This window comes from Paraburkholderia sp. GW821-FHT02A12 (genome assembly GCF_059422005.1).
In genome coordinates, this window is sequence record NZ_JBWKWA010000001.1 from 2,612,027 (window position 1) to 2,627,634 (window position 15,608).

At 60.2% G+C, this 15,608-nt stretch carries 14 protein-coding genes; 5 read left to right on the forward strand and 9 right to left on the reverse strand.

The annotated features are described in order from the left end of the window. Nucleotides 1–22 precede the first annotated feature (22 nt). The 4 genes from AC07WT_RS11865 to AC07WT_RS11880 form a co-directional block, all read right to left on the reverse strand. Nucleotides 23–1,333, reverse strand: coding sequence for an MFS family transporter (locus tag AC07WT_RS11865; RefSeq protein WP_494947229.1), 1,311 nt, complete (start codon nucleotides 1,331–1,333; stop codon nucleotides 23–25). Nucleotides 1,334–1,451: 118 nt separating this feature from the next. Next, nucleotides 1,452–2,930 carry an aldehyde dehydrogenase gene (locus AC07WT_RS11870; RefSeq protein ID WP_494947230.1) on the reverse strand — a complete coding sequence of 493 codons (1,479 nt, stop codon included), beginning with the start codon at nucleotides 2,928–2,930 and terminating at the stop codon, nucleotides 1,452–1,454. 72 nt (nucleotides 2,931–3,002) lie between these two features. Next, complete coding sequence (locus AC07WT_RS11875; RefSeq protein WP_494947231.1) at nucleotides 3,003–3,599, reverse strand: thiamine pyrophosphate-dependent enzyme; 597 nt, start codon at nucleotides 3,597–3,599, stop codon at nucleotides 3,003–3,005. Further along, nucleotides 3,599–4,135 carry a phosphonopyruvate decarboxylase gene (locus tag AC07WT_RS11880; RefSeq protein WP_494947232.1) on the reverse strand — a complete coding sequence of 179 codons (537 nt, stop codon included), beginning with the start codon at nucleotides 4,133–4,135 and terminating at the stop codon, nucleotides 3,599–3,601. The genes AC07WT_RS11875 and AC07WT_RS11880 overlap by 1 nt, the downstream gene beginning before the upstream one ends. A gap of 111 nt (nucleotides 4,136–4,246) precedes the next feature. Between AC07WT_RS11880 and AC07WT_RS11885 the strand changes: the two genes are divergently transcribed. The 5 genes from AC07WT_RS11885 to AC07WT_RS11905 all read left to right on the forward strand — a co-directional run bounded on the left by AC07WT_RS11885 (nucleotide 4,247) and on the right by AC07WT_RS11905 (nucleotide 10,102). Further along, a complete protein-coding gene (locus tag AC07WT_RS11885) occupies nucleotides 4,247–5,203 on the forward strand; it encodes a LysR family transcriptional regulator (RefSeq protein WP_494947233.1) in 957 nt (318 codons plus the stop codon). A gap of 175 nt (nucleotides 5,204–5,378) precedes the next feature. Continuing rightward, nucleotides 5,379–6,221 (forward strand): HTD2 family dehydratase, encoded by an 843-nt coding sequence (locus tag AC07WT_RS11890; RefSeq protein WP_494947234.1) that lies wholly within the window; start codon nucleotides 5,379–5,381, stop codon nucleotides 6,219–6,221. A gap of 39 nt (nucleotides 6,222–6,260) precedes the next feature. Beyond that, nucleotides 6,261–7,424 carry an acyl-CoA dehydrogenase family protein gene (locus tag AC07WT_RS11895; protein ID WP_494947235.1) on the forward strand — a complete coding sequence of 388 codons (1,164 nt, stop codon included), beginning with the start codon at nucleotides 6,261–6,263 and terminating at the stop codon, nucleotides 7,422–7,424. 15 nt (nucleotides 7,425–7,439) lie between these two features. After that, nucleotides 7,440–8,618 (forward strand): CaiB/BaiF CoA transferase family protein, encoded by a 1,179-nt coding sequence (locus AC07WT_RS11900; protein WP_494947236.1) that lies wholly within the window; start codon nucleotides 7,440–7,442, stop codon nucleotides 8,616–8,618. A 101-nt stretch (nucleotides 8,619–8,719) separates the two neighbouring features. Next, entirely contained in the window at nucleotides 8,720–10,102 is a 1,383-nt protein-coding gene (locus AC07WT_RS11905) for an MFS transporter (protein ID WP_494947237.1), read from the forward strand. Nucleotides 10,103–10,369: 267 nt separating this feature from the next. Here AC07WT_RS11905 and AC07WT_RS11910 read toward each other — a convergent pair whose 3' ends face one another. From AC07WT_RS11910 to AC07WT_RS11930, 5 genes are all read right to left on the reverse strand, one after another. Next, the gene (locus AC07WT_RS11910; protein ID WP_492591675.1) at nucleotides 10,370–11,308 is read right to left on the reverse strand and encodes a LysR substrate-binding domain-containing protein; all 939 of its coding nucleotides are present in this window, start codon (nucleotides 11,306–11,308) and stop codon (nucleotides 10,370–10,372) included. Nucleotides 11,309–11,613: 305 nt separating this feature from the next. Further along, nucleotides 11,614–12,432 (reverse strand): HpcH/HpaI aldolase/citrate lyase family protein, encoded by an 819-nt coding sequence (locus tag AC07WT_RS11915; protein WP_494947238.1) that lies wholly within the window; start codon nucleotides 12,430–12,432, stop codon nucleotides 11,614–11,616. 36 nt (nucleotides 12,433–12,468) lie between these two features. After that, nucleotides 12,469–13,452 carry an electron transfer flavoprotein subunit alpha/FixB family protein gene (locus AC07WT_RS11920; RefSeq protein WP_494947239.1) on the reverse strand — a complete coding sequence of 328 codons (984 nt, stop codon included), beginning with the start codon at nucleotides 13,450–13,452 and terminating at the stop codon, nucleotides 12,469–12,471. 22 nt (nucleotides 13,453–13,474) lie between these two features. Further along, entirely contained in the window at nucleotides 13,475–14,224 is a 750-nt protein-coding gene (locus tag AC07WT_RS11925; RefSeq protein ID WP_494947240.1) for an electron transfer flavoprotein subunit beta/FixA family protein, read from the reverse strand. A gap of 363 nt (nucleotides 14,225–14,587) precedes the next feature. Continuing rightward, nucleotides 14,588–15,511 (reverse strand): LysR family transcriptional regulator, encoded by a 924-nt coding sequence (locus AC07WT_RS11930; RefSeq protein WP_494947241.1) that lies wholly within the window; start codon nucleotides 15,509–15,511, stop codon nucleotides 14,588–14,590. Between the last annotated feature and the right edge of the window lie 97 nt (nucleotides 15,512–15,608).

Below are 15,608 nucleotides of genomic sequence, written 5' to 3' on the forward strand. Positions count from 1 at the left end.
AAACGACGTAGGTTCTTACACACTACCTCCCATCTCGCAGATATCCGGCCGTTGCTGGGTCTCTCATGCGCCATGAAACAACTCCCGCAATCAGGCAAAGCGCGGTCACATACCAGTAGAAAGCGGGCTCGCTGCCCACAGACTTGAGCCAAAGGGCAACATACTCCGCGGATCCTCCGAAAATAGCGTTGGCAATGGCATACGACAGACCGACGCCGAGTGCGCGCACCTCCGGTGGAAACATCTCCGCCTTGATGAGGCCGCTAATTGAAGTGTAGAGACTGACGATCGCAAGAGCGATGATCACCAAAGCGAACGCCGCGTACGGGTTCGTCACCTCTTTCAGCGCATACAGCAACGGCACGGTGCCAATCGTCGCCAACACGCCGAACAGGATCATCGACATCCGTCGACCGATACGATCAGAGAGCGCGCCGAAGGCCGGCTGCATCAGCATGTAGACGATCAAGGCGGTGGTCATCACTGCGCTGGCGGTCTTGGGATGCATGCCCGCAGTATTGACCAGGTATTTCTGCATGTAGGTCGTAAAGGTATAAAACGCAAGCGAGCCACCCGCCGTAAAGCCCACAACGGTAGCGATCGCACGTTTGTGAGTGAGCAAACCACGCAGCGTCCCGGCGTCGGAGCGTGACCGTGTCGCATTCGTCGAGGTTTCTTCGAGTGACCGGCGCAGATACAGCGATACCAGCGCTGCGACTGCACCGATGGCGAACGGCACACGCCATCCCCAGGCGTGTAGTTCTTCAGTAGACAGTATCTGCTGGAGAATCACGACGACGATCAGCGCCAACACCTGTCCGCCGATCACGGTCACGTACTGGAACGAGGCGAAGAATCCCCTTCTTCCAGCCACCGCCACTTCGCTCATGTAGGTTGCACTCGTCCCGTATTCGCCACCGACTGACAGGCCCTGGAAGCAACGTGCCACGAGTAGAAGCGCCGGCGCAGCGGCGCCAATGGTGGCGTAAGTGGGAAGCGCTGCGATCACCAACGAACCGGTACACATCATAAGAACGGAAATGATCATCGACGAACGACGGCCATATTTGTCCGCAATGCGGCCAAACATCCATCCGCCAACAGGGCGCATCAGGAAGCCTGTGGCAAACACGCCCGCGGTATTCAGAAGCTGTGTGCTCGTATTTCCGCTTGGGAAAAATGCGTGCGCAAAGTAGATGGAGCAAAACGAATAGACGAAGAAGTCGAACCACTCGACCAGATTTCCCGATGACGCGCCCACGATGGCCATGATGCAGCGCCGGGTTTCGCTACTGCTCGACATGGCACCACTGCCAAGTGCTTCGACTTTCATGATGTCTCCATTAGTATGCCTATCCATTTGCGGTCTGATGCCGCATTTTTCTTGTAGCTCTGGTGTGAGATCCAGCACGTCGGTCGCGACTTTGATCGTGACCGACAAGTGCACAGGATTACCGGATCACAAACGGATTTCCGGTTGAAGCACCCGTATTAATCCAGACGCTCTTTGTCTGAAGGTAGTCTCTGATGGCATCGACACCATTTTCACGACCGAGACCGGAGTCCTTGTACCCACCGAACGGCGACATGTAGCTGACCGCGCGATAGGTGTTGACCCAGACCGTGCCGGACTGGATTCGCTCAGCCATGCGAAACGCCCGCCCGATGTCGCGAGTCCAAACGCCGGCGCCCAGCCCGAAGCGCACGTCGTTGGCAATCTCGACTGCGTGCTCTTCATCGCGGAAGCGGATCACCGAAAGAACCGGCCCAAACACCTCCTCCTGGGCGATTCGCATCTGGTTGTCGACGTGAGTGAAAATAGTCGGTTCGATAAACCAGCCGTTGCCGCACTCCGGCCGTTCCGCCGGTTGGCCGCCCAGCGCAAGCGTCGCGCCTTCGGCGCGCGCAATATCGATGTAGCTCAAGACCTTTTCATATTGCGGGCGCGTGGTGATCGGTCCGACCTGCGTAGCGGCCTCCATCGGATCGCCCATTCGTGCGGTTTTTGCGAGTTCCACCACACGGCTGACCACTGTGTCATAGATGCCGTCCTGCACGAGCAGCCGGGAACCCGCGATACAGGTTTGACCCGTCGCTGCGAAGATGCCGGCGACCGCACCATTCACGGCGTCATCGATATTGGCGTCGTCGAACACGATATTCGGCGACTTGCCGCCCAGTTCGAGACTGACGTGCTTGAAGTCTCGTGCGGCCTGTTCGTTGATCCGCCGTCCCGTCGCGTCAGCGCCTGTGAACGTGATCTTCCTGACCAGCGGGTGACCGACCAGCGCGCCACCGACCTCGTTGCCAAAGCCCGTCACAACGTTGACCACGCCCAGCGGGAAACCGACCTCGTCGAGCAGTTGCACGAGTTCCAGCGTCGAAGCCGATGTGAACTCGGAGGGCTTGATGACGACCGTGCAACCCGCGGCGAGAGCCGGCGCGAGCTTCCACGCGAGCAGCATCAACGGCGAATTCCACGGCGTAATGATCGCGACGACACCCAGCGGCTCCTGCCGTGTGTAGTTGAAGTAGCCCTTTTTGTCGAGCGGGATGACATCGCCCTGGATCTTGTCGGCCAGTCCACCGTAGTATCGGAACCACTGCGGGAGATAACTCAACTGGGCATGCATCTCGGCATAAAGCTTCCCGTTGTCACGAACCTCTATCGCGGCAAGGCGTGATGCGTCCGCTGCGATCCGGTCGGCGAACCGATGCAGAAGCAGTCCGCGCGCGCTCGCACTGAGGTCCGGCCATGGACCGGACACGAAGGCGCGGTGAGCGGCGCTGACGGCGCGCTCCACGTCGGCCGCGTTGCCGCGTGCGACTTCGGCCCACGCCTCACCGGTGAACGGACTCTCGCTCGGAAACCACTGGCCCCCCTCGGGGTCGCAGTTCTTGCCGTCGATATACAGACGATAGCGTTCCATCAATATCTCTTTACAGTGATCCGGTGAATCGAGCCGGGGACGCAGTGCCGGATAGCGCTGCGCAGGCTGACCTCAGAACGGCGCGAATCCAAGCGCTTCTCGGAAGCGGTTCTTGACATACACGCCATCTCGTGGCGGCAGCGCGCGAGGCGGTTCATTTGCGGCGATATGCACATTGACTAGCACAGGTCCGCTGCGCGACAACGCGCGTTCGGCCACCTGCGCCACACCGCCTTGCGTCTCGACTGAAAACGCATCCTCGATGCCAAAGCCCTTCGCAACGGCCACGAGGTCGGTGCCCAGGCTCGTGTGGCTACGCTGCATTCCGGTCTCACCGAAATGGCCGTTGTCGAGCACGACGATCGAGAGGTTGCGTGGCTGTCGCGCGCCGATGGTGCCGAGACTGCCGACACCCATCAGTTGTTCTCCGTCGCCCGTGATCACGAGGACGGGTTTCTCGGGCTGCGCCAGCGCGAGACCCAGCCCGAGCGACGCAGCGCCGCCCATGACGCCCCAAAGGTAGAAGTTCCCCGGACGGTCGCCAGCGGCAAACACGTCATACGAAGCGGAACCGAGGCCCGTGACGACCAGCGCGTCGGGCACCGCCTTCAGCAAGGCCGCGACGAACTCGCGACGGTCGATGCCAGCGTGGCTAGTAACCTTGACCATTACTTTCTCTCCCATTTCTTACGACCAATCAGGCTTTGCGACAGCAGAACGGCGACCTGTTCGCCGGCTTCAAAAGCCGCATCGAAACCTGCGCTCACGATTTCGCCCACCGACTCGGGGTCGTCCGCGCGAAACACGGTAATACCCATGAGCTCGAGCGCGGCTTGCGTCTTCTTCCCCATCGGCCTCTGCCACGGATTGAACTCCGCGTACTCGCCGCGCATCGTGACCAGCGTGAAGAACGGAAACCGGCAGCTTTGCAACAACGAAAACATGTTCACGCAGTTACCGACACCGCTGCTCTGCATGAGCAGGACAGCGCGCTGCCCGCCCAGCCAGGCGCCGCTCGTGACCGCGACGCCCTCTTCCTCCGTGGTCAGAACCACGTCATGGATGTTGGGGTCGGCGATCACTTTTCTGATCACATGCGAATGGCCGGCGTCGGGAACGTAGGCGACCTGCCTGACGTTGCCGGCTTTAAGGACGTCGAAGATTTCCTGTTGCCACGCCGGCGCCTGGGGCGCATCTGTACTCATTTGTTCGTCTCCGAAGACAGGGGAATTCAGGAATCTTAGATCGTGATGTGATAGCCTGATAAATAGAATTTTGTGATTCCTGTATGTGATTTCGGCATTGACGGGGGAAACGTGGACATCAAGCAATTGCGCGCACTGGTGACGATCGCGGAGACCGGCAGCGTCACGAAGGCAGCAACCCTGCTGCACATCGTGCAGCCTGCCGTTTCCAGGCAGCTACGTCTGCTGGAAGAGGATGTGGGCACCGCATTGTTCTCGCGCGGCCGATATGGCATGGAGCTCACGGAATCCGGCGAAATCTTCGTCGAATATGCGCGCCGAGCGTTGGCCGAGCTGGACCGGGCGCGCTCCGAAGTGCAACCTGCCGCGGGCGTAGCCGGTATCGTGACGATGGGACTGCTTCCGAGCACGTGCGATTTGCTGGCAAGCGACCTGGTGGCCAGGGTCGCCAGGGTCTATCCGGCCATCAGGCTGCGAATCTCGATGGGTTACACCGGTCATTTGCAGAACTGGCTTGAACTCGGCGAGGTCGACGCAGCATTGCTGTACGACCCGAAACCCTCCCCTACCCTGCAGGTGCGGCCTCTTCTCGAGGAACGTCTGTGGGTGGTCGGGCGACCGGAGGCAGGCTTTAACGCGGCATCTCCCGTCGAGTTGCGGGAGATAGCTGGCGAGCCGCTGATTCTGCCTAACGCGCCGCACGGCATACGCAGCCTCGTCGAACAGACCTGCGCTTCAGCAGGCATCGAACTGTCGATCGCGGCCGAAACCAACGCCATGAGCGTGCAGAAGGGGCTGGTGTTGGGCGGGTTGGGCGTCACGATCTTGCCGAGTATTGCGATCGTGGACGATGTCGCACGTGGACTGTTGAGCGCCGCGCCTCTGTCGGACGCCAACCTGTTGCGCAAGATCGTGCTCGCGCTGCCGAACACGCGCAGGGTACCCGCCGCGGTGCGGTGCGTCGTCGACCTGCTCGTTGACCAGATGAGCGATGCTGTTCAGCGTGGCAAGTGGACTGCCGCGCGATGGCTTGGCAGTGATCTCGACATTGGCCGACCGGCTCGATAGCCACCCATCTTCCCCGGGGGATCTCATCTCATCCGCGCGTCGCCCGGCAAGCGGCCGGGAATAGGTTCCCCCTATGCCCCGCACATGAAACTCGTATTTCCGCCACGAAACGCCTTCAAATAAAGTCCACACACCGGACAAATATTTGCTGGCGCAGCCAGTGACGGAGACGAGCATGACCGATAACATCGACCCGCCGACAACCCGCACGGAAAGCGCGATTGACTTCGTCGCGCAAACATCGGTCGCCGCGCTCGGCGCAACACTTGACTACGATGCAGCGCCGCGCGCCGGAGATTTTCTCCCGCATCTGTGGCACTGGATTTTTTTCCGGCCCACGGTGCAGCAATCACAGATTGCGACAGACGGACATCCAGTCAAAGGCGGCTTTCTGCCCGACCTTGGGCTGCCGCGACGCATGTGGGCCGGCGGACGGTTGCGCTTCCATGCGCCCCTGGCGGTCGGCAGTTCCATCACACGCGACTCGACCATCGTTAACGTGAGTGAAAAGGCAGGCCGCAGCGGCAAGCTTGCATTCGTCACCGTGAGGCACGAGGTACGTGCCGGCGGTGCTCTGGCAATCCACGAAGAGCAGGACATTGTCTACCGCGAGCCCGCGACGCCTGGCGCGACCACTCCGCCACCTGCGGCTGCACCGTCCGATGAACTTTGGCACCGGCAGGTCATGCCGACAGAAGTGCTGCTGTTCCGCTACTCGGCGCTGGCTTTCATCGGACACCGCATTCACTACGACAAACCCTACGCGACCGAGGTCGAGGGCTACCCAAACCTCGTCGTTCATGGCCCGCTCATCGCAACGCTGCTGATGGACCTGCTTCGCAGGAATGAGCCACGGGCCACCGTACTCGAGTTTTCCTTCAAGGCAGTACGGCCAAGTTTCCTGGGCAATGCGTTGAACCTCTGCGCACGCCCCTCTCCAGACGGAAAGACCGTCGAGCTCTGGTCGAAAGATCACGAAGGGTGGCTCACGATGTCCGCCCGCGCCACGCTCGCCTGATACCCCATACATCCATATAGTCAGGAAGAAACCCGTACCATGATCAACATCTCAACGGATCCGTATCAGGACATTCGGGAAGCGGTGCGTGACCTGTGCCAACAGTTTCCCGCAGAATACTTCCGCAAGATCGACGAAGAACGCACCTACCCCGAAGCGTTCGTCGACGCATTGACGAAAGCCGGTTGGCTTGCCGCGTTGATTCCGCAGGAATATGGCGGCTCGGGTCTGGGCCTGACCGAAGCATCGGTAATCATGGAAGAAATCAACCGGTCGGGTGGCAACTCCGGCGCGTGTCACGGACAGATGTACAACATGGGAACGCTGCTTCGCCACGGATCAGCCGAGCAGAAGCAGCACTACCTGCCCAGGATTGCGTCGGGCGAGTTGCGTCTGCAGTCCATGGGCGTCACCGAGCCGACCACCGGCACCGATACGACGAAAATCAAAACGACGGCTGAGCGCAGGGGCGATCGCTACGTCGTCAACGGACAGAAAGTCTGGATCTCCCGCATCCAGCACTCCGATCTGATGATTCTGCTGGCCCGCACGACGCCGCTCGCCGATGTGAAAAAGAAGAGCGAGGGCATGTCGATCTTCATCGTCGATCTGCGCGAAGCAATCGGCAATGGCATGTCCGTCCGTCCGATTCCCAACATGGTGAATCATGAGACCAACGAGCTGTTTTTCGACAACCTGGAAATCCCCGCCGAAAATCTGATCGGCGAGGAAGGCAAAGGCTTCAAGTACATTCTGGACGGCCTGAACGCCGAGCGAACACTGATCGCCGCCGAGTGTATCGGCGATGGCTACTGGTTCATCGACAAGGTGTCGCAGTACGTGAAGGATCGCGTGGTGTTCGGGCGTCCGATCGGCCAGAACCAGGGTGTGCAGTTCCCGATTGCGCGCGCCCTCGTCAACGTCGAAGCAGCAAACCTGATGCGCTACAAGGCCTGCGAACTGTTCGACGCGCATCAGCACTGCGGTGCCCAGGCGAACATGGCCAAGCTGCTTGCGGCCGACGCCTCTTGGGAAGCCGCGAATGCCTGCCTGCAATTCCATGGTGGCTTCGGGTTCGCCTCCGAGTACGACGTCGAGCGCAAATTCCGCGAAACGCGTCTCTACCAGGTAGCCCCCATCTCGACCAATCTGATTCTGTCGTACGTGGCCGAGCATATTCTCGGCCTGCCCCGCTCGTTCTAACCGGGGAGATCCATCATGCACCCGCTCGAAGGAATCAAGGTCGTCACGTTTGAACACGCTATCGCCGCGCCGTTTTGCACCCGGCAACTCGCGGACCTCGGTGCGCGCGTCATCAAGATCGAGCGCCCCGGTACGGGCGACTTCGCTCGCAACTACGATGAACGGGTGTCCGGTCTCGCCTCACACTTCGTCTGGACGAATCGATCCAAGGAAAGTATCACGCTCGACGTCAAACAGACCCAGGCGATCGATGTCGTGCACAAGCTTCTCGCTGACGCCGATGTGTTCGTTCAGAACCTGGCACCGGGCGCAACACAGCGCCTCGGTCTGGACTACGACGCGCTGAGCAAACAGTATCCGCGACTGATCGTCTGCGACATCTCGGGTTATGGCCTGAACGGGCCGTTCCGTGACAAGAAGGCCTACGATCTGCTGATTCAAAGCGAATCCGGTTTTCTGAGTATCACCGGCTCCGAAAATCAGCCCGCCAAAGCTGGCTGTTCGATCGCTGACATCGCGGCGGGCATGTATGGCTATACCAACATTCTCGCCGCCCTCCTCGAGCGTGGCCGGACCGGACGCGGCAAGCACATCGATATTTCGATGCTCGAGAGCATGGTCGAATGGATGAGCTATCCGCTTTACTACGCCATCGACGGTCAGAGCGCGCCAAAGCAGGCGGGCGCCTCCCACGCAACGATATTTCCTTACGGTCCGTTCAAGGCCGGTGACGGAAAAACGGTCATGCTGGGCCTGCAAAACGAGCGCGAGTGGAAGAGCTTCTGTGAGACGGTGATCCAGCAACCACAACTGCAGACCGATGAGCGCTTCAGCACTAACAGTCGCCGTGCGAAGAACCGCGACGAACTCACGGAAGTCATTCTGGCGGCCTTCGCATCGCTGAGCACGGCACAAGTCATCGAGCGACTCGAAGCGGCAGGTATCGCCAACGCCCGGATGAACGACATGCAAGCAGTCTGGGACCACGAGCAACTTGCGGCCCGCGGGAGATGGACAAAAGTTCAGACGCCGGCAGGAGAGATTCCGGCACTCTACCCGCCCGGTGTGGCCCCTTCCGAAGAACCGCTCATGGGCAGTGTGCCCGCACTCGGCCAACACACCGAGTCCATCTTGCATGAGCTGGGTTTCGACGATTCGCAGATTCATGCAATGCGCGAACTCGGCGCAATCTGAGTCGAAGACCGCCTTTCCCGCCTGACAGGCAGACTTCGCACTCAAAGCGAAGCACCTCCTCGTGACAGCCGTCACGAGTCACGAAATAGCAGGAGACAAACATGTCACACACGGTCAATGCAGCTGGCCGCCTGGACCGCTTACCCATTTCCCGCTTCCACTGGAAAATCCTAGGACTGATTGCGGGCGGTGCCTTCCTGGACGCATTTGATATCTACCTCGCCAATGGATCCGTTGCGGCGATGGTGAAAGAGGGATTCACGGACTTGCGGCATGGGGCGATGTTCGTCTCCGCAACGTTCGTCGGCATGATGATCGGCGCGTTTGCTGCGGGTTATGTCGGAGACAAACTGGGTCGACGCTACTCATACCAGCTCAATCTCGCGATCTTTGGTCTCGCCTCGATCGCGGCGTGCTTTGCACCGAATATCGACTGGCTGATCGTCCTGCGGTTCATTATGGGCGTCGGTCTGGGTGCCGAACTGGTCGTCGCGGCGGGCACACTCGCCGAATTCGTCCCACCCGCCACCCGCGGCAAATGGGTCTCGCTGCTCGCCATCATCATCAATAGCGGGTTGTTCGCCGCGCTGGCGGCAGGGTACTGGATCATTCCGAATCTCGGCTGGCGCTACATGTTCGCGATCGCGGGCGTCGGAGCGCTCGTCGTCTGGTTTCTGCGCCACAGGATGCCCGAATCGCCGCGCTGGTTGGAATCGGTCGGCAAACTCAACGAAGCCGAAGCAACGCTATCCAGCATCGAGCGGGAAGTCGAAGCACAGGTCGGCAAACTGCCGCCCGTTCAGTGCGTGGTCGATCTGCATGTGGGCGTCACGTCGTTTCGCGCGCTGTTTGTGCCGGGCATGCGTGGCAGAACTGGCGTGGCCGCATTGACCGCGATTGCCGTGAATATCGGGCTGTACGGCTTCATCGCATGGCTCCCTACGTTCTTCGTGGCCGAGGGCCTGTCGATCGTCAAGTCGCTCGGCTTTGTTCTGCTCATGTCCATCGGCTCGCCGGTCGGCGGCCTGGTTGGCTACCTCACCGCGGACCGCATCGGCCGTGCAAAAGGCATCGTCGCCGCCGCGCTGATCAGCATCGTGCTCGGCTGGATCTACGTCAACCTTCGCGATACGACTGCGATCATCTTTGTCGGCTTTTGCCTCGTCACGACGATTTATACGATTACCACACTGGGGTTGTTCGGCTTCATCCCGGAGCTCTTTCCGACCGAAGTTCGGCTTCGCGGAACCGGCGTGGCGGGAACCTGCGGACGCGCGGCATCGATCGCTACGCCGTATCTGGCACTGTTGCTCTACGAGCATTTTGGCGTCTCGGGCGTGATTGCGATGGTGAGCATCGTATTCGCCGTCCTGTGTCTGGCGATCACCCTGTTGCGGATCGAAACGAGCCGTCACTCGCTCGAGGACATTGCGCCTGGCGCCAGTGATGCAACGCCGTCGCACACGGAGCCATTGACGCACTAGGCGTATGCCGGGTCCTTGCGTGTGACGGGTCGTATGAAACGCCGTCACTTCCGCGCAAGGGCCGCGCAAATCATAGGATGGACAACCCTACAGCCGATGACTACGGCAACCTTAACGGCGTCGGTGGTCCCAACGCATGTGGCACTTTGGGCTACGTTCTTGCGCGGACGGCGATTCACGCGTCGTTGCATTACAGCAGTATCGCGACGGAATCATCATTGATGTACTGCGCGAGGTCCGGTGACGATCTAGGTCCGTCCGATGCATTCAACGGATATCGCGCAGGGTCACTCCCCTCCACATTTCCTGCGCGACCTGCTCTGAAATGATTTCGATCATTGTCTGACGCACCGCCAGCGTCGCGGAATGAAGAGGCAAGCCGTTCGGCCAGCAGATGCTCGCCGGACGCTCGATGCCCGGCTCGACGATGCGCCGCATCCTGGGTAGGCGGGCTGAATCCCATTGCGCGACGGCCGAGGCAGGCAGAATCGTGCAGGCCTTTCCCGAATGGGCAATCGCTATCAGCGTCGGCAACGAATCGATGTCGGCGATGATATTCAGATCGACGTTTTCGCGCGAAAAGGTACGCTCAAGCAACAGACGCAGTCCATTGGTTACCCCCGGCGCCACAAGCGGCACGCCCGAAAGCCTGGCGAGCGCACACGTGGTTGACCGGGCCGATACTTCACCGCCGGGTTCACCCAGCAGATACAGTGCCTCATCGAGCACGGGCATAGCTGTAATCCCCGGCGTGTCGGACTCGCGAAACAGAATGGCGAGATCCAGGCGGCCGTTGGCTAGCAGCTCGTTGAGGTAGCCGCTCATGCTCTCGAAGAACTGCAGCCTGATCCCCGGAAAGATTGCCTGAATCCGCTCGAATAGCGGCACCGCCAACACTGACGCCATGGTCGTGGGAAGACCCACCGCCACCGTGCCGGACTCGGCACCGGCGCCTTTGGTTACCTCCTGTTTGAGCTGCTCCATCTGGCGCAAGACGAGCCGCGCGTGACGATACATGGCGTCTCCGGCAGACGTCGGCGTGACGCCATGGTTGCTGCGCAACAAAAGCGGCACGCCCAGTTCCTCCTCGAGGCGCGCCATTTGCTGGCTGAGCGAGGGCTGAGCGACGAAAAGCTTCTCAGCCGCTTTTCCGAGGCTGCCGTAATCAACAATACTGACGAAATAGCGAAGCTGCCGGACGTCCATAGCAATGCGACTCATTGTGGGTCGCCATAGGATACACCTATGGAATCCCGTTTATTGCCACTCAGTCCGCAATTATTCGCGCTCGAACAAACTGGCGACGCGGCGTCAAGGTGAGCCTGACCGGCTTGAGCAACAGCATCCCGAACACGATGCCGAACAAACGATCGAGCCCGGTGCCGATATTGAGACTGCCGTACGAATCCGGCACCAGAACTAACAAAAAATATTGACATCGCCCACACAGCCGGCAACCAGAACGACCTCAATGTCGTATCCGTGAAGGTTAAGTGCCGACTGGTATGACGTCACCCGTGAGCCAGATTCATGACACGCTTCGCGTGCAGGACCACTGGCCGGTCGACCATTTTTCCGTCAACAGAAACCGCAGCGCCGTTTGCCTTTGCGGATTCATCCAGTACACGTTGTGCCCAGGCGATTTCTGAGTCGGATGGTGTATAGCAAGCGTTGACCACCGCTATCTGTCTGGGATGGATGCACAGCTTTCCGCCGAAACCCCATCGTTTTCCTTTCGTCGTCTCGGCAGTCAGACGCTCGGAATCGTCGATACTCGGCGTCACGCCGTCCACGGGCGGCAGAATCCCGGCAATCCGCGAAATCATGACCAACTGTGCGCGGAAGGTATCCAGTTCGTGGCCGTCGGAAGCCATCGCCATGTCCGCAATAAAATCGAGCGTCCCGAACATCAGTTGTCGAACGAAGGGAGCCTTCGCGATTTCCAGCGCATTCCACATTCCCTGAGCCGTTTCGATCAATGGGAATACGGGAGTCTTTGTACGGGTCGCTGAAATCAAGGCCACGACATCTGACGCACTTTCCGCCTTGGGCAAGATCACGCCTGCGACACCACGCAGCTTTAACAGTTGTGCATCTTCGGCAAACCACGGCGTATTCCGTGCGTTGACCCGGATGAGAACCGGCCGCTCTGGGCTTACCCACTCTGTCACAGCGCGACGGGCTTGCGCCTTGGCACCCGGCGCAACGGCATCCTCCAGATCGACAACGACCGCGTCTGCGCCACTTGCGAGCGCCTTGGCGAAGCGATCCGGCTGGCTACCTGGTACAAATAGAAACGACCGATGTTGCGGCCTGTTGAAATCTGACATCTCAGTTCTCATAGAGCGAGGTGGGATGCGCTTGCATCAGATGGCAACGGCCAGTTCCGGCACGACCGTGAACAGATCGCCCTCCAGGCCATAGTCGGCAACGCTGAAAATCGGCGCTTCCGGGTCCTTGTTGATAGCGACGATGACCTTCGAGTCCTTCATGCCTGCCAGATGCTGGATCGCCCCCGAGATGCCGACGGCCACGTACAGTTGCGGCGCGACGATCTTGCCGGTCTGGCCGACCTGATAGTCGTTCGGCACGAAGCCCGCGTCGACCGCCGCACGCGAGGCGCCCAGCGCTGCGTTCAGCTTGTCGGCCAGCGGCTCCAGCACCTTCGTGTAGTTCTCGCCGTTGCCCAGACCGCGACCGCCCGACACGATGATCTTCGCCGAGGTCAGTTCCGGACGGTCCAGCTTCGTCACTTCACGGCTCACGAACTGCGAAATGCCTGCGTCTGCCGCGGCTTCGATCTTTTCGACCGTTGCGCTGCCGCCAACGGCCGCGACCGCGTCGAAACCGGTCGTGCGCACCGTGATGACCTTGATCGGATCAGCCGATTGAACCGTTGCGATCGCGTTACCGGCGTAGATCGGGCGTTCGAACGTGTCGGCGGAAACCACTGCGGTGATGTCGCTGATCTGTGCGACGTCGAGCTTCGCGGCGATACGCGGGGCGATGTTCTTGCCGTAGGCGGTGGCCGGCGCGAGGATGTGCGAGTAATCTTTCGCGATGTTCAGCACCGTCGCCTCGATGTTTTCCGCCAGGCCCGCTGCGAGTTGCGGCGCGTCGGCCAGCAACACTTTGCTCACGCCTGCAATCTTCGCGGCCGCATCCGCTGCGGCCTGCGCGTTGTGACCTGCCACCAGCACGTGAATATCGCCGCCGATCTTCTGCGCCGCTGCAATCGTGTTCAGCGTCGCGGCCTTGATCGACGCGTTGCCCCCCAAGGGGGCTTCCTCCCCACGGGGGCTTCCTTCGGTCGTCGGGGCGTTGTGTTCCGCTATTACCAGATTCGTCATTTGTTCCGTCTCCGCGTGTTACTTAAAGCACCTTGGCTTCGGTCTTCAGCTTCTCGACCAGCGTCTTCACATCCGGCACCATCACACCGGCGGAGCGCTTCGGCGGCTCGGCGACTTTCAGCGTCTTCAGGCGCGGCGTCACATCAACGCCGAGGTCTTCCGGCCTGATCGTTTCCAGCGGCTTCTTCTTCGCCTTCATGATGTTCGGCAGCGTCACGTAGCGCGGCTCGTTCAGGCGCAGGTCGGTCGTGATCACAGCCGGCAAGCTCAGCGACAGCGTTTCCGCACCGCCGTCGACTTCGCGCGACACCGTAGCCTTGCCGCCAGCGACGACAACCTTCGAGGCAAACGTGGCCTGCGGCAGGTTTGCCAGTGCAGCCAGCATCTGGCCGGTCTGGTTCGAATCGTCGTCGATCGCCTGTTTGCCAAGAATGATCAATGAAGGCTGTTCCCTGTCGACCAGCGCTTTCAGCAGCTTGGCCACCGCCAGCGGCTGCAGTTCTTCGCCCGACTCGATCAGGATCGCGCGGTCCGCGCCGATCGCGAGCGCCGTGCGCAGCGTTTCCTGCGCTTGCGTCACACCTGCCGACACGGCAATCACTTCAGTCGCCACGCCCGCTTCGCGCAGACGAACGGCTTCTTCAACCGCGATTTCGTCGAACGGATTCATCGACATCTTCACGTTCGCGATGTCGACGCCCGTGCCGTCCGATTTCACCCGGACTTTCACGTTGTAATCGAACACTCTCTTGACTGGTACAAGGATCTTCATTGTCTACTCCATGTTCGTCGTCGCACTGCTTCGCACATGCCGTGGCACGAGAACGTTCAGGTCGTTCTACAGATGAAAAGCGGCACGCCGGATGGCGTTTGACGGCCCTCAAAGTATTTATCGGTGGTTAACCGCATTGGTCAGGCTGCATTGGAACCCCGGCAGCGCTCTGGCGCAAATACGAGTTAGCTTTGCCCGCCATAGGCTCGTCCTAGGGCTCCCAGTGGTATTCGTCTGGAACAGGCATGGCGGTCAGGTCGAAAGAACTTCGCCCCGAAGGCTCAAGAGGGTTTTACCGATACGGCAGGAACCTCTCTACGGAAATCCCGAGATGTGGCAGGCGGGCGACTCAATCCAGCGGCTCTAGCGCAACAGCCTACGCCCCCTCGGCCTGGCCACCGTGCTACTTAATACGGCAACAACCGCGTTTATCAGCGGGTTGTCACGAGCAGTGCTCCAGGCCAGAGCGGTGGTCACTACGCTCACGTTTTCCTTGAGCGGACGAAACACAACGTTCTCGGGTGCCAGTTTCTTCAACGAAGCCGGCACGAGCGCAATGCCCTGACCGCAGCCCACAAACGCAACCTGGGAAGCCACCGAGCGCACTTCATGCAGGATTCGGGGAGAGAACCCGTTGACCCGGCAAGACGCCACCAGACTGTCGAAGTGCACCGGGCTGACCTGGCGCGAAAACATCACGAAATCTTCGTCTGCGAGCGAGGCCAGCCTGATCCGTGAACTGCTAGCCATTGCATGATTGCGCGGCATGGCCACCACCAGGCGGTCCTGTGCCAGCGGAAGTGACTCAATGTTCCCGCCGAGTTCGCCCTCCAGTCTCGCAAAAGCCAGGTCAATGTCACCCGACTCGAGTTGGGGAATAGCTTCGACACTGTCGATCTCCCTTACCGATACCGTGAGTTGCGGATACTCGGACTTTAGCCTCCCGATGAGCGGCGGCAGCACATCCAGCATCGCTGACGAAATCGCGCCGATGGTCAGGACGCCGCTTCGGCCGGCAACGGCCTCACGCACCGCAAACTCAAGTCGCTCGAGTTGCTCCGCGAACTTGCGCACCGCCGGCAGGATCGCAGCCCCAATCGGGGTAAGTTGTGTTCCGCGCCGGGACCGCTCGAACAGCTTCACCTTCAACGCCTGTTCGAGTGCCTGGATCTGCTCGGTCAGCGGCGGCTGGGACATATCCAGGCGCCGTGCAGCACGCCCGAAGTGCTGCTCCTCGGCCACGGCCAGGAAGAGCCACAAATGACGAATAAGCCGGAAGTTGATCATGATAGCTTGATAGGTTTGACGTATTGATGGCTTCCGGTATTCGGAATATACATATCGAACTTTAGGCGCGAAAGTACGGTATCGCAACCAGTTCCCT

What these genes read in the sequence shown, in the direction of transcription:
- AC07WT_RS11875 (WP_494947231.1), bottom strand. Translation starts at nt 3,599, where the DNA reads ATGGTCAAGGTTACTAGCCACGCTGGCATCGACCGTCGCGAGTTCGTC.
- AC07WT_RS11915 (WP_494947238.1), bottom strand. Translation starts at nt 12,432, where the DNA reads ATGTCAGATTTCAACAGGCCGCAACATCGGTCGTTTCTATTTGTACCA.
- AC07WT_RS11895 (WP_494947235.1), top strand. Translation starts at nt 6,261, where the DNA reads ATGATCAACATCTCAACGGATCCGTATCAGGACATTCGGGAAGCGGTG.
- AC07WT_RS11920 (WP_494947239.1), bottom strand. Translation starts at nt 13,452, where the DNA reads ATGACGAATCTGGTAATAGCGGAACACAACGCCCCGACGACCGAAGGA.
- AC07WT_RS11900 (WP_494947236.1), top strand. Translation starts at nt 7,440, where the DNA reads ATGCACCCGCTCGAAGGAATCAAGGTCGTCACGTTTGAACACGCTATC.
- AC07WT_RS11890 (WP_494947234.1), top strand. Translation starts at nt 5,379, where the DNA reads ATGACCGATAACATCGACCCGCCGACAACCCGCACGGAAAGCGCGATT.
- AC07WT_RS11930 (WP_494947241.1), bottom strand. Translation starts at nt 15,511, where the DNA reads ATGATCAACTTCCGGCTTATTCGTCATTTGTGGCTCTTCCTGGCCGTG.
- AC07WT_RS11865 (WP_494947229.1), bottom strand. Translation starts at nt 1,333, where the DNA reads ATGAAAGTCGAAGCACTTGGCAGTGGTGCCATGTCGAGCAGTAGCGAA.
- AC07WT_RS11910 (WP_492591675.1), bottom strand. Translation starts at nt 11,308, where the DNA reads ATGGACGTCCGGCAGCTTCGCTATTTCGTCAGTATTGTTGATTACGGC.
- AC07WT_RS11870 (WP_494947230.1), bottom strand. Translation starts at nt 2,930, where the DNA reads ATGGAACGCTATCGTCTGTATATCGACGGCAAGAACTGCGACCCCGAG.
- AC07WT_RS11905 (WP_494947237.1), top strand. Translation starts at nt 8,720, where the DNA reads ATGTCACACACGGTCAATGCAGCTGGCCGCCTGGACCGCTTACCCATT.
- AC07WT_RS11925 (WP_494947240.1), bottom strand. Translation starts at nt 14,224, where the DNA reads ATGAAGATCCTTGTACCAGTCAAGAGAGTGTTCGATTACAACGTGAAA.
- AC07WT_RS11880 (WP_494947232.1), bottom strand. Translation starts at nt 4,135, where the DNA reads ATGAGTACAGATGCGCCCCAGGCGCCGGCGTGGCAACAGGAAATCTTC.